The following is a 13,159-nucleotide window of genomic DNA, read 5'->3' on the forward strand; positions in this document are numbered from 1 at the left end:
GACCGGTGGGAGGTTGCCGTCCGGGTCCACCACCGCGCCCTCCGAGCGCGGGAAGAACTCGTACCAGGACCCGAACAGCGCCCGCTGCCGGTCCACCTGGAGCGGCAGCGGCCGGGAGGCGCTGACCAGTTCGCGCAGCGGGTAGCGGGCCAGCAGTTCGGTCACCTCGGGCGCGAGGGCGGCGGCCAGCCGGCTGAGCGGGGGCAGCCCGGGGTCGCGCAGCGCGTCCACGGCGCCGAGGACGTGCGCGCGCCCCTCCTTCTTCGGGACGCCTGCGGCGGCCCGCTCCAGCAGGTTCGCGCCCTCCTCCAGGACGAGCGCCGTGTCGATCCCGGCGGGCAGCTTTACCGCGGCGGTCTTGCGCCAGCTCTCGACGGGGTCGGACCAGGCCTCCACCAGGTAGGACCAGCGCCCGGGGGCGCTCGGGGCGATGTACGCGCCCCAGCGGTCGGTACCGGGCGCCAACTCGCGCATCGGCGTCCACGGGCCGCTGCGGCCGCGCGGGTCGCGCAGCACCACGTTGGCGTTGACCGCGTCGTGCCCCTCGCGGAAGACGGTGGCGGTGACCAGGAAACTCTCCCCGACCACGGCCTTCGCCGGACGGCGCCCGGCGTCGATCAGGGGGGTGACGTCAAGGACGGGGATGCGGCCGATCACGGTGTCGCTCTCTGTCGTCTTGCGGGCGGGGGCCCTTCGGGAGGAGGCCCGGGGTGCCGGCTTGCGAGGCGTCGCGGTCTTCCGGGCGGCGACCCCGCGCGGGGTCCGTTGATCAGGAGTCTGACGGTCAGTGTCCCGGTTGGCCGCCGCACGAGGAGACGGCAGTGGCGGTTCCGCCTCTGAGGGTGTATCGGGGCCGCCCGCCACCGAGATGGACTGGTCCCGTGTGTCGCCGTGCATGCCAAGCTCCTGCCCGAGATCGGCGGCAGCTCCCGCGGGCCGTGCGGGGCCGGGGGAGTACCGGGAGGACTACGTGGGTGTGGGGGAGGACGTACGTACGGCCGGCTGGAAAACCTGCCCGCGCCGCCGTGCGCGCGTCCCGGCGCGCAGCCCTCGGAGCACGCCCCGGAGTGACCCGACCCACCCGTGAACGAGCAGATCATGGGCCAGGACACGCGTGAGGACAGCGGCTGAGGCCGAATGGGCTACGAAGGCGCTTGATGGTTCGTCAACGCAAGGATCTCCGGCCGTGGGGCAGCAGGGAGGCGCCACCCGGATCGCACTTCCCGCAGCACCAACGACCTTTGTGCATCCTCGCACCACCGGCAAGCCCTGCGTATGGGTAAGCGCGCGATTTCGGACGGTAGGCAGGGGCATATCGGCCAGCGGAAACGGCGCTGTTCCCGGCTGTTCACGCGCCTGGAGCGCAGCTGGGTCATGGCGTGCGCCCCCGCGCGCCCCGTGTGGCCCTGTGCGCTGAATGTGATCTCATCAATAGCCCGAACGGGTGCGCAATACGACAGTTGACGACTCGTCACCTCAGTGCCGGGGTCTAGGCTTCACGCCGTGAAGGCAATCCGCAGATTCACCGTCCGCACCGTCCTGCCCGAACAACTCCAGCCGCTGCATGAACTCGCGCTCAATCTCCGCTGGTCCTGGCACCCCGAGACGAGGGAGCTGTTCCGCTCCGTCGACCCCGAGGTCTGGGCCGCGGTCGGCGAGGACCCGGTACGGCTGCTCGGCGAGGTTCCGGCGACCCGGCTGGCCGCGCTGGCCGGCGACCGCCGCTTCCTGCGCAGACTCGGCGACCTCCACGACGACCTGCGCGACTACCTCACCGGACCGCGCTGGTACCAGTCCGCCGCGTCCCTGGGCGACCGCAACGGCCCGCTGCCCGCCGCCGTCGCCTACTTCTCACCCGAGTACGGGATCGCCGCCGCACTGCCCCAGTACTCCGGCGGGCTCGGCATCCTGGCCGGCGACCACCTCAAGGCCGCCAGCGACCTCGGGGTGCCGATCATCGGCGTCGGCCTGTTCTACCGGCACGGCTACTTCCGCCAGTCGCTCTCCAGGGACGGCTGGCAGCTGGAGCGCTACCCGCTGCTCGACCCGGACGAGCTGGCCGTCAGCCTGCTGAGGGAGAGCGACGGCAGCCCCTGCCGGGTCGACCTGGCCCTGCCGGCCGGGCGCACCCTCGCCGCCCACATCTGGAAGGCCCAGGTCGGGCGGGTGCCGCTGCTGCTGCTCGACTCCGACATCGAGCCCAACAGCCCGGCCGACCGCGACGTCACCGACCGCCTCTACGGCGGCGGCAGCGAGCACCGGCTGCTCCAGGAGATGCTGCTCGGCATCGGCGGCGTCCGCGCGGTGCGCACCTACTGCCGGCTGACCGGCCACCTCGAACCCGACGTCTTCCACACCAACGAGGGCCACGCCGGCTTCCTCGGCCTCGAGCGGATCCGCGAGCTGATCGACCGGAAGGACGCCGCCGAGCCGGGCCTGGACTTCGCCGCCGCCCTGGAGGCGGTCCGGGCCGGCACCGTCTTCACCACCCACACCCCCGTCCCCGCAGGGATCGACCGCTTCGACCGCGACCTGGTGGCCCGCCACTTCAGCGGCGACGCCGCGCTGCCCGGGGTGCCCGTCGAGCAGGTGCTCGCCCTGGGCGCCGAGAGCTGGGACGGCGGCGACCCCAAGCTGTTCAACATGGCCGCCATGGGTCTGCGGCTGGCCCAGCGGGCCAACGGGGTCTCCACCCTGCACGGCCAGGTCAGCCGGTCGATGTTCAACGGGCTCTGGCCCGGGTTCGACGCCACCGAGGTCCCGATCGTCTCGATCACCAACGGCGTCCACGCACCGACCTGGATCGACCCGGCCGTGTTCCTGGCCGGCGCCGCCGAGATCGGCCTGGAGCGTGCCGAGGACGCCCTGATGACCGGTGAGGCCAAGCGCTGGACGGGTCTGGAGCGGATCGGCAACAGCGAGATCTGGGAGCTGCGCCGCACCCTGCGCGGCCAGCTGGTCGAGGAGGCCCGGCAGCGGCTGCGCGCCTCCTGGCGCCAACGCGGCGCGGCTGAGGCCGAGCTCGGCTGGGTCTCCAGCGTGCTGGACCCGGACGTGCTCACCATCGGCTTCGCCCGGCGGGTCCCGTCGTACAAGCGGCTCACCCTGATGCTGCGGGACCGGACCAGGCTGCGGGAGCTGCTGCTGCACCCGACCAGGCCGGTGCAGATCGTGGTCGCGGGCAAGGCCCATCCGGCCGACGACGGCGGCAAGCGCCTGATCCAGCAGCTGGTCGCGTTCGCCGACGATCCGGCGGTCCGGCACCGGATCGTCTTCCTGCCCGACTACGACATGGCCATGGCCCAGCACCTCTACCCCGGCTGCGACGTCTGGCTGAACAACCCGCTCCGCCCGCTGGAGGCCTGCGGTACCTCCGGGATGAAGGCGGCCCTCAACGGCTGCCTCAACCTCTCCATCCTGGACGGCTGGTGGGACGAGTGGTACGACGGCCAGAACGGCTGGGCCATCCCGACCGCCGACGGCATCGGCTCCGCCCTCGACCCGGACAGCTCCGAGGCCGAGCGCCGGGACGACCTCGAGGCCGCCGCGCTCTACGACCTGATCGAGCACCAGGTCGCCGCCCGGTTCTACGACCGGGGCGCGGACGGGCTGCCGCACCGCTGGATCGCCATGGTCCGGCACACCCTGGTCACGCTCGGTCCGAAGGTCCTGGCCGGGCGGATGGTCCGGGAGTACGTCGAGCGGCTGTACGCGCCGGCGGCGGCGGCCCGGCGGGAGCTCAGCGGCCCGGTGGTGCTCGGCGAGCCCTCGTGCGCCGGGGCGCGGGAGCTGGCGCAGTGGAAGGCGCGGGTCCGTGAGGGGTGGCCGGGCGTGCGGGTCGAGCACGTCGAGGCCGAGGGGCTGGCCGAGGCCCAGGAGCTGGGCTCCACGCTCACCCTCCGGGTCCAGGTCTCGCTCGGCAGGCTGGATCCGGCCGACGTCGAGGTGCAGGTGGTGTCCGGGCGGGTGGACGAGTCCGACGCGATCTTCGACGGCGTCGTGCTCCAACTCAAGCCGACCGGCGGTGCCGACCTCGACGGCCGGCACCGCTACGAGGGCTCACTCGAACTCTCCCGTACCGGCCCGTTCGGCTACACCGTCCGCGTGCTGCCCACCCACCGCCTGCTCGCCTCCCCGGCCGAGCCCGGCCTGGTCGCCCTCCCCGCCGAGACGGCCGGCATGGACGCGGGCCTGCTCAGGTAGCCGGGACCGGCCGGGCGGCAGCCCGGTTCCTCAGACGAGGCTCTCCCGCCAGGCGTGGTGGAGGTCGGCGAAGCGTCCCCGTCCGTCGATCAGTTCGGCGGGGGCGCCGTCCTCGACGATCCGGCCCTGGTCCATGACCAGGACCCGGTCGGCGATCTCCACCGTGGAGAGCCGGTGCGCGATGATCACGGCCGTCCGGCCGGCCAGCACGGTCTGCATGGCGCGCTGCACCGCCTGCTCCCCCGGCACGTCCAGCGACGAGGTGGCCTCGTCCAGGATCAGCACCGCCGGGTCGGCGAGCAGGGCGCGGGCGAAGGCCACCAGCTGCCGCTGCCCCGCCGAGATCCGGCCGCCGCGCTTGCGGACGTCGGTGTCGAAACCGTCGGGCAGCGCCGCGATGAACTCGTAGGCGCCGATCTCCCGGGCCGCCCGCTCGACCTCCTCGCGGGAGGCGCCGGGCTTGCCGATGGCGATGTTCTCGGCGACCGTGCCGGAGAACAGGAAGGACTCCTGGGTCACCATGACCACCCCGCGCCGGAGTTCGGCGGCGGACAGGTCGCGCAGGTCGACACCGTCCAGGGTGACCCGGCCGCCGGTCGGGTCGTAGAACCGGGCGAGCAGCTTGGCCAGGGTGGACTTGCCGGCCCCGGTCGCGCCGACCACGGCGGTGGTCTGCCCGGCGGGCAGCACCAGGTCGAAGGTGGGCAGTACCTCCTTGCCCGTCCGGTACGCGAAGCGGACCTGTTCGAAGGCCACCTCGCGGCCCTTCAACGGACTCTGCGGCAGCTGGACGGGCGCGGCGGGATCGGCCACGGCGGGCTCGTGGGCGAGCAGACCGGCCATCTTCTCCAGGGCCGCGGCCGCCGACTGGTAGCTGTTCAGGAACATCGCCAGCTGGTCGATCGGGTCGTACAGCCGCCGCAGGTAGAGCACGAAGGCGGTGAGTACGCCGAGTTCCAGGCTGCCGTCGTTGACCAGGAAGGCGCCGAGCACCACCACGCCGGTGATCCAGGTGTTGGCGGTGGCCCGGGAGCTGCCGACGTAGCGCGCCATCTCCAGCAGGCTGTCCGCGGTGGCGACGGCCGACCGGCGGTTGGCGGCGGCGAAGCCCTCGTTGTTGGCGGCCTCGCGGCGGAAGGCCTGGACCGGGCGGATGCCGTTCATGGTCTCGGTGAACTTGACGATCAGTTCGGCCGACGCCGTCCGGGAACGCCGGTAGACCCGCAGCGAGCGGTGCCGGAACGAGCGGACGGCCAGGTACATCGGCAGGAAGGAGACCAGGGCCGCCAGGCCCAGGCGCCAGTCCATCACCAGCAGGACCACGGTGATGTAGCAGACCGAGAGGATGACCGTCAGCAGTTCCTGGAGGCCCTCGGAGAGCAGCTCGCGCAGGGCGTCCACGTCGCTGGTGGCCCGGGAGATGATCCGGCCCGAGGTGTAGCGCTCGTGGAAGTCCAGGCTGAGCCGCTGGGCGTGCTTGAAGAGCCGGCCGCGCAGGTCGAGCAGGATGTCCTGGTTGATCCGGCCGCTGAGGCGGATGAACGCCCACTGCAGCGCGGTGCTCAGCAGGCCGCAGCCCAGGTAGGCGGCGATCACGGCGACCAGTGGGCCGCTGTCGTGGTGGCGCAGCGCCGGGATGCCCCGGTCCATCGCGACGGCGACCAGCAGCGGGCCCGACTGCAGCGCGGCCTGCTGGACCAGGATCGCCAGCATCGCGACGGCGATCCGGCCGCGGTGCGGGCCGAGCAGTTCGCGCAGCAGGGCGCGGGCGGCACCGGGCGGGACGGGGATGTCCTCGTCCTCGGCCACCGACGGGAGCCGGTCGGCCTCGCTGACGGCCTCCGTGTCCGGAGCGGACTTCGCGGGTTCGACGGTGGTGGTCATCAGGCGGGGCTCCCTTCGAGCGCGGGGGCTGCCGGCGCGCCGGATTGGCCCGACATCAGCTCGCGGTACACCGGCGAGCTCTGCAGCAGTTCCTGGTGGGTGCCGACCGCGACGATCCGGCCCTGGTCGAGGACCGCGACCCGGTCGGCGAGCAGTACGGTGCTCGGCCGGTGTGCCACCACCAGCGCTGTGGTGGAGCCGAGGACCCGGCGCAGCGCCTGCTCGACCAGGGACTCGGTGTGCACGTCCAGTGCGGAGAGCGGGTCGTCGAGCACCAGGAAGCCGGGTTCGCCGACCACCGCGCGTGCCAGTGCCAGGCGCTGGCGCTGGCCGCCGGAGAGGCTGAGCCCCTGCTCGCCGACCTGGGTGTCGGCCCCGGCGGGCAGCCCTTCGACGAAGCCCGCCTGAGCGGTGGCCAGGGCGGCCGCGAGCCGGCCGTCATCGGCGCCGGGTGAGCCCATCAGCACGTTCTCCCGGACGGTGGCCGAGAACAGCGTCGGCTCCTCGAAGGCGACCGAGACCAGCTCGCGCAGCCGCTGCCGGGGGATGTCCCGGATGTCGGTGCCGTCCAGGGTGATCCGGCCGCCGGTGGCCTCGTAGAGCCGGGGGAGCAGTGCGGTGAGCGTGGTCTTGCCGCTGCCGGTCGCCCCGACCAGGGCCATCGTCTCGCCGCTGCGGATGTGCAGGTCGATCCCGCACAGCAGGTCGGGGGAGTCGGCGGGGGCGTCCGGGTAGCGGAAGCGGACGTCGCTGAACCGGATGCCCCGGTCCGCCTCGGCGGGGTGGCCGGAGGGTTGGTCGGCATGCTCGGGTTCGTCCATCACCTCGAAGAAGCGGTCCGTCGCGGTGGCGGCCTCGTTGGCGTACGCGAGCAGCCAGCCCAGCGACTCGACGGGCCAGCGCAGGGCGAGCGCGGTGGAGAGGAAGGCGACCAGGGTGCCGGCGGTGAGCTCGTCGTCGGCCACCCGGACCGCGCCGAGGGCGAGGGCGAAGCCGAGGGCGATCTCCGGCAGGCCGACGATCACGGCCCACAGGTTGGCGAGCTGGTCGGCCTTGGCCAGTTCGGTGCCGCGCAGTTCGCGGGCCTGCTGCCGGAAGCGCTCGGCCATGGTGCGGTGGCGGCCGAAGGCCTTGAGGATCCGGATGCCGAGGATGGACTCCTCGATCACGGTGGCCAGGTCGCCGTTCTGGTCCTGGGCGCGCCGGGCGAGGGTGGCGTACTTGCCCTCGAAGTGGCGGGTGAGCATCACCAGCGGCACGGTGGGCAGCAGGGTGATCAGGCCGAGCCGCCAGTCCAGGGTGAACATCAGCACCGTACCGGTCAGGAAGACCAGCGAGTTGACGATCAGGAAGACCAGCGGGAAGGCCAGGAACAGCCGCATGGTGAACATGTCGGAGGTGGCCCGGGAGAGCAACTGCCCCGAGGGCCAGCGGTCGTGGAAGGAGACCGGCAGGCGCTGGAGCTTGGCGTAGAGGTCGCCGCGCATGGCCTGTTCCACCCGGGCGAGCGGGCGGGCCACGAGCACCCGGCGGACGCCGAACAGTCCGGCCTCGGCCAGACCGAGCAGCAGGAGCACTCCGGCCAGCGGCCAGAGCGCGTGCAGGTCGTGGTCGGCGATCGGGCCGTCCACGATGGCGCGGAGCACCAGTGGTACGACCAGCACGCTGCCGGAGGCGATCAGCGCGGCGGTGACCGAGCCGGCGATCCGCCAGCGGATCTCGCGCGCGTAGGGCCACAGGCGCAGCAGTGAGCGCACCGTGGACCGGTGGACGGGAACGGGGGTTTGGTTCGTGGCCATCGCGCAGAGGGTAGGCGCGACGGTCGCCACTTCTCACCTGGTTTTACCGGCCGGACGACATGAACTGGCCATGGTCGCACCGTGGTTCCGATTCAGAACGGCCTCGTCCGGGACCGTTACGGCGGCGGGTTGCCGGCTGCGCCGTTCCGCGCGGGCACGAGCGGCTGGTCCGCGTCGATGCGGAACAACCGGCAGGAGCGGGCCGCGAGTTGGATGGTGGCCAGGGCCTGGTGGGTGCGACTGGTGAGCTCGGGGCGGGCGGTGTCCAGGACGGACTCGTAGGCGGCGGCCCAGGGCGCGCCGGGCAGGGTGAAGGGGAGGCCCTGGGGGCCGGAGTTGAGCAGGAGCAGGAAGCTGTCGTCCGTGAGGTCGCAGCCGTGCTCGTCCCGTTCGGACATCGCGCTGCCGGAGAGCAGCATGCCGAGCACGGCGGTCGGCGCGAACCAGTCCGCCTCGGTCATCTCCCGTCCGCGCGCGTTGAACCAGGTCAGGTCCTGCTGCCCGCCGGGCACCGTGGCGTGTCCGGAGAAGAAGGCGCGCTGCCGTAGCACCGGGTGCGCCCGCCGCAGCCGGATCAGCCGGGCGGTCAGGTCGTGCAGTGCCCGCCAGTCGGGGTCCTCCAGCAGTGACCAGTCCAGCCAACTGACCGCGCTGTCCTGGCAGTAGGCGTTGTTGTTGCCGTCCTGGGTGCGGCCGAGCTCGTCCCCGGCGGTGAGCATCGGGACGCCGGTTGAGAGCAGCAGTGTGCTGATCATGTTGCGCAGTTGGCGGTGCCTCAGGTCCCGGACGGCGGCGTCGGGCGTCTCGCCCTCGGCGCCGCAGTTCCAGGAGCGGTTGTCGTCGGTGCCGTCCCGGTTGTCCTCGCCGTTGGCCTCGTTGTGCTTGCGCTGGTAGGAGACCAGGTCGCGCAGGGTGAAGCCGTCGTGAGCGGTGACGTAGTTGACGGAGGCGTACGGCCGGCGCCCGCCGCGCTGGTAGAGGTCGGAGGAGCCGGAGAGCCGGTAGCCCAGCTCCCGTACGTCGCGGCGGGCGCCGCGCCAGAAGTCCCGGACGGTGTCGCGGTACTTGTCGTTCCACTCGGCCCACAGCGGGGGGAAGCCGCCGACCTGGTAGCCGCCGGGGGCGACGTCCCAGGGCTCGGCGATCAGCTTGACCCGGCTGAGCACCGGGTCCTGGGAGACCGCGGCCAGGAAGGGGTGGTGCATCTCGACGCCGTCGCCGCCCCGGGCGAGCGCCGCGGCGAGGTCGAAGCGGAAGCCGTCCACGCCCATCTCGGTGACCCAGTAGCGCAGCGAGTCGGTGATCAGGCGGACCACCTGCGGCTGCCGGGTGTCCAGGGTGTTGCCGCAGCCGGTGTAGTCGGCGTAGCCGCGGCGGCTGCGGTCGAGCCGGTAGTACGCGGTGTTGTCGATGCCGCGCAGCGAGAGGGCCGGACCCATCACACCGCTCTCGGCGGTGTGGTTGTAGACCACGTCGAGGATCACTTCGATGCCCGCCGCGTGCAGGGCCCGCACCATCCGCTTGAACTCGCCGACCTGCTGGCCCCGGCTGCCGCAGGCGGAGTACCCGGCGTGCGGGGCGAAGTAGCCGAGCGTGTTGTAGCCCCAGTAGTTGGTGAACCCGCGCTGCTGGAGGTGGTCCTCGCTGACGTGGTGGTGGACCGGCAGCAGTTCGACGGCGGTGACGCCGAGGTCCACCAGGTACTCCAGCGCCGCGGGGTGGGCCAGGCCGGCGTAGGTGCCGCGCAGTTCCGGTGGAACACCCGGGTGGCGCATGGTGAAGCCCCGGACGTGCAGTTCGTACAGGACGGTCTCGGCCCACGGGGTCTTGGGGCGGTGGTCGTCGTACCAGTCGTCGTCGTCATGGACCACCACGGCCCTGGGCACGTACGGGGCGGAGTCCCGGTTGTCCCGTACGGTGTCGGCGACCTCGCGCTCGGGCCAGTTGCGGACGGCGGTGCAGACCGCGTCGTGGCTGGTGTAGTGGCCGTCGATGGCGCGGGCGTACGGGTCGAGCAGCAGTTTGGCCGGGTTCCAGCGGGCGCCGGTCCACGGGTCCCAGCGGCCGTGCACCCGGTAGCCGTAGCGGGTGCCGGGCAGGACGCCGGGCAGGTAGCCGTGCCAGGTCTGGAAGGTCTGCTCGGTGAGCGGGTGCCGGGTCTCCTGGCCGTCCTCGTCGAACAGGCAGAGTTCCACGGCCTCGGCCCCGGCCGCCCAGAGCGCGAAGTTGGTGCCCCGGCGCCCGGCCGGGCCGGTGCGGAAGCGGGCCCCGAGCGGTTGCCAGCTGCCGGGCCAGGGGGCGGCGGTGGTGGGCGGCGGGGTGGTGCCGCCCGGGTGGGCTCTGGCGGGCGCACGTCGACGGGTCTCCTGCCCCAGCTCCTGCCACGCTGCCATGGCCGCACCCTCCCAGCGCGGGGAGTCCCGTTCCCCGCCTCCCTCTTGTTCCCTGATCGGCCGCCGGTGTCACGTGACGGTGTGTCTCGTGACGGACCGTGAACGATTCTGTCCTTACGCTGGTCCTCCCGGCGTCCGCCGAATGAAATCGTTCCCTCGTGTCCACCCGACGATGCGGTCGTTATCACCGGCATCGGGCGGTGGAGACGGGACAACCGAAGCTGGGAGGGCCGATGCACCCGGCGGTACAGGCCTTGGGGCGGTGTGCGGGGGCGCTCGGGCTGCTGCTGCTCAGCGGCTGCTCCGGCCTCCCGGTGTCCGACGACTTCGCGCGGTCCTCGCGCGCCGTGATCACCACCAGCCCGGCGGACGGCGACCAGAACGTCCCGCTGGACGGTTCGGTCAGGGTGAAGGTCAAGAAGGGCCGGCTGGTCTCGGTCCGGCTGACCGACCGCGGCGGCAACCAGCTGAACGGCCGGATCAGCCGGGACGGCACCGAGTGGACCCCGGACGCCGGACTCGCCCTGGCCACCCCCTACCGGCTGGACACGGTGGCCAAGGACGCCTGGGGCCTGAGGTCGGTCAGCCACATCGCCTTCACCACCGTCACCCCCGAACACACCTTCGCGGCGTTCTTCAGCCCCGAGGACGGCAGCACGGTGGGCGTCGGCATGCCCCTCTCGCTGCACTTCAGCCGGCCGATCACCGACCGGGTCGCCGTCGAGCGGGGCATCGGGGTCGACGTCCTGCCGCCGGTGCCGGTGCGCGGCCGTTGGTTCGGCGACCGGCGGCTGGACATCCGTCCGGAGGGGTTCTGGCAGCCGGGCACCCGGGTCACCCTGTCGCTGCGGCTGAGGGACGCGCAGGGCGCGCCCGGCGTCTACGGCATCCAGCGCAAGGACGTCCACTTCACCGTGGGCCGGGCCCAGATCAGCACGGTGGACCTGGACGACCACACGCTGACCGTCCGCCAGGGCTCCCAGGTGCTGCGCACCCTGCCGGTCTCGGCCGGCGGCTCCGGGCACCCGACCTATCTCGGCACCATGGTGGTCTCGGAGAAGTTCGAGGCGACCCGGATGAACTCGCACACCGTGGGCCTCGGCGACGAGTACGACATCAAGGACGTGCCGCACGCGATGCGGCTGACCCAGTCCGGCACCTTCCTGCACGGCAACTACTGGTCGCCCAGGGAGGTCTTCGGCAGCGCCAACACCAGCCACGGCTGCATCGGCCTGGAGGACGCGAAGGGCGGCGACGACGAGGGCCCGGCCGGCTGGCTGTACACGCACTCGCTGGTCGGCGACGTGGTCCAGGTACGCGGTAAGGAGGGCGTGCAGGTGCTGGCCGACAACGGCCTCAACGGGTGGAACCTGCCCTGGGCCCAGTGGACGACCGTGATCGGTCCGGCGGCTCCGCCCGTCCACTGAGTGCACACGACCTCCACCCAGGATTCACTCAGCCGGTCCAGCTATCCTGACCTGCGCAGCCCGCCACTGACCGGTCGATCTTCGGGCCCGGTGCAACTTTTCCGGGGGCGTCACGCGTGTATTCGGTGTGGATACCGGGAGGAAAGCAGCAGTGAAGCCCAATCAGGCGGTCGGCGCCGCGATGGCGATGACCCACGGCCCGGCTCGGCGCGGCGGTGTCCGCGGGGCGGGCCGGCGGGCCGGCGCCGCGCTGCTGATGGGCGGTGTGCTGCTGCTCACCGCGGCCTGCAACTCCGACGGTTCGTCCTCCGGGGACGACGCCGCCGGAGGTTCGGCCTCGGCGGCGCCGAAGACCTCGGCGGCCGTGGTGACGGTCTCGGCCAAGGACGGCGCGGGCGACGTGGCCCCGGCCGGCTTCCAGGTCACCGTGGCCAGTGGCACGCTGACCGGCGTCACGATGGCCGACAAGGACGGCAAGCCGGTGACCGGCAAGGTCTCCTCCGACGGCCAGAGCTGGAAGCCCGACGCCGCGCTCGCGGTCGGCACCGCCTACACCGTGAACGCCCAGGCCAAGGACTCGGCGGGGCTGGTCTCCGCGGCGACCAGCAGCTTCACCACGCTCTCGCCGGCGAAGACCGCCGCCGCCACCGACAACATCGCGGACAACGGCACCTACGGCGTCGGCATGATCGTCTCGGTGAACTTCACCAAGGCGGTCAAGAACAAGGACGACGTGCTCAAGGGCATCACCTTCGAGGCCAGCGACGGCAGCGTGGTGAAGGGCCACTGGTTCGGCGACCGGCGGGTGGACTTCCGGCCGGAGAAGTACTGGAAGCCCGACACCAAGGTGACCATCCACTACCGGCTGAAGAGCGTCGAGGTCTCGCCCGGCGTCTACGGCGACGTGGACAAGGACGAGCCGTTCAAGATCGGCCGGGAGCGGACCAGCACCGTCGACGCGGCCACCCACCAGATGACGGTCCAGCAGGGCGGCAGCACCAAGACCATCCCGATCACGGCGGGCAACGACGACAACCCGTCCTGGAACGGCGTCATGGTCATCTCCAGCAAGGAGAAGGTGACCCGGATGAACTCGGCCACCGTCTCCAACGTGAAGGGCTCCGAGTACGACATCTCGGACGTGCCGCACGCGATGCGGCTCACCGCGTCGGGCACCTATGTGCACGGCAACTACTGGGGCAGCGCGTTCGGCAAGGCCAACGCCAGCCACGGCTGCATCGGTCTGCAGGACGCCAAGGGCGGTGACGACTCGTCGAGCGCCGGGAGGTTCTTCGCGGACTCGATCGTCGGCGACGTGGTGAAGGTGGTCAACTCCAAGGGCAAGACGGTCCAGCCGGACAACGGTCTGAGCGGCTGGAACCTGAACTGGGCCAACTGGTAGGCCGTTTCGGACAGCACGGGTCCGGCCGCCGAATCGGGTGGCCGGACCAAT

The 13,159-nt window shown here is 72.1% G+C and carries 7 protein-coding genes; 3 read left to right on the forward strand and 4 right to left on the reverse strand.

All coding sequences use genetic code 11. From position 1 onward, the window contains the following. Positions 1-657, reverse strand: a 657-nt coding sequence (locus tag ABD369_RS31965; protein WP_344640096.1) for a maltotransferase domain-containing protein, incomplete at its 3' end; no start/stop codon positions are given. Between the two features lie 846 nt (positions 658-1,503). On the opposite strand from ABD369_RS31965, the gene glgP reads away from it, so the two are divergent. Continuing rightward, positions 1,504-4,203 carry an alpha-glucan family phosphorylase gene (gene glgP / locus ABD369_RS31970; protein WP_344640097.1) on the forward strand — a complete coding sequence of 900 codons (2,700 nt, stop codon included), beginning with the start codon at positions 1,504-1,506 and terminating at the stop codon, positions 4,201-4,203. Between the two features lie 30 nt (positions 4,204-4,233). On the opposite strand, the gene ABD369_RS31975 is transcribed toward glgP, so the two are convergent. The 3 genes from ABD369_RS31975 to glgX all read right to left on the reverse strand — a co-directional run bounded on the left by ABD369_RS31975 (position 4,234) and on the right by glgX (position 10,279). Further along, positions 4,234-6,087 (reverse strand): ABC transporter ATP-binding protein, encoded by a 1,854-nt coding sequence (locus ABD369_RS31975; protein ID WP_344640098.1) that lies wholly within the window; start codon positions 6,085-6,087, stop codon positions 4,234-4,236. Then, positions 6,087-7,886, reverse strand: coding sequence for an ABC transporter ATP-binding protein (locus ABD369_RS31980; protein ID WP_344640099.1), 1,800 nt, complete (start codon positions 7,884-7,886; stop codon positions 6,087-6,089). The genes ABD369_RS31975 and ABD369_RS31980 overlap by 1 nt, the downstream gene beginning before the upstream one ends. 116 nt (positions 7,887-8,002) lie before the next feature. Beyond that, the gene (gene glgX, locus ABD369_RS31985) at positions 8,003-10,279 is read right to left on the reverse strand and encodes a glycogen debranching protein GlgX (RefSeq protein ID WP_344640100.1); all 2,277 of its coding nucleotides are present in this window, start codon (positions 10,277-10,279) and stop codon (positions 8,003-8,005) included. Positions 10,280-10,512: 233 nt separating this feature from the next. On the opposite strand from glgX, the gene ABD369_RS31990 reads away from it, so the two are divergent. Together ABD369_RS31990 and ABD369_RS31995 are read left to right on the forward strand one after the other, a co-directional pair. Beyond that, positions 10,513-11,706 (forward strand): L,D-transpeptidase, encoded by a 1,194-nt coding sequence (locus ABD369_RS31990; protein ID WP_344640101.1) that lies wholly within the window; start codon positions 10,513-10,515, stop codon positions 11,704-11,706. A 151-nt stretch (positions 11,707-11,857) separates the two neighbouring features. Continuing rightward, positions 11,858-13,108: a L,D-transpeptidase gene (locus ABD369_RS31995; RefSeq protein ID WP_344640102.1), complete on the forward strand. Its 1,251-nt coding sequence runs from the start codon at positions 11,858-11,860 to the stop codon at positions 13,106-13,108. Positions 13,109-13,159 lie beyond the last annotated feature (51 nt).

Source organism: Kitasatospora cystarginea (assembly GCF_039533515.1).
GTDB lineage: Bacteria > Actinomycetota > Actinomycetes > Streptomycetales > Streptomycetaceae > Kitasatospora > Kitasatospora cystarginea.

What these genes read in the sequence shown, in the direction of transcription:
- ABD369_RS31975 (WP_344640098.1), bottom strand. Translation starts at nt 6,087, where the DNA reads ATGACCACCACCGTCGAACCCGCGAAGTCCGCTCCGGACACGGAGGCC.
- ABD369_RS31980 (WP_344640099.1), bottom strand. Translation starts at nt 7,886, where the DNA reads ATGGCCACGAACCAAACCCCCGTTCCCGTCCACCGGTCCACGGTGCGC.
- glgX (WP_344640100.1), bottom strand. Translation starts at nt 10,279, where the DNA reads ATGGCAGCGTGGCAGGAGCTGGGGCAGGAGACCCGTCGACGTGCGCCC.
- ABD369_RS31990 (WP_344640101.1), top strand. Translation starts at nt 10,513, where the DNA reads ATGCACCCGGCGGTACAGGCCTTGGGGCGGTGTGCGGGGGCGCTCGGG.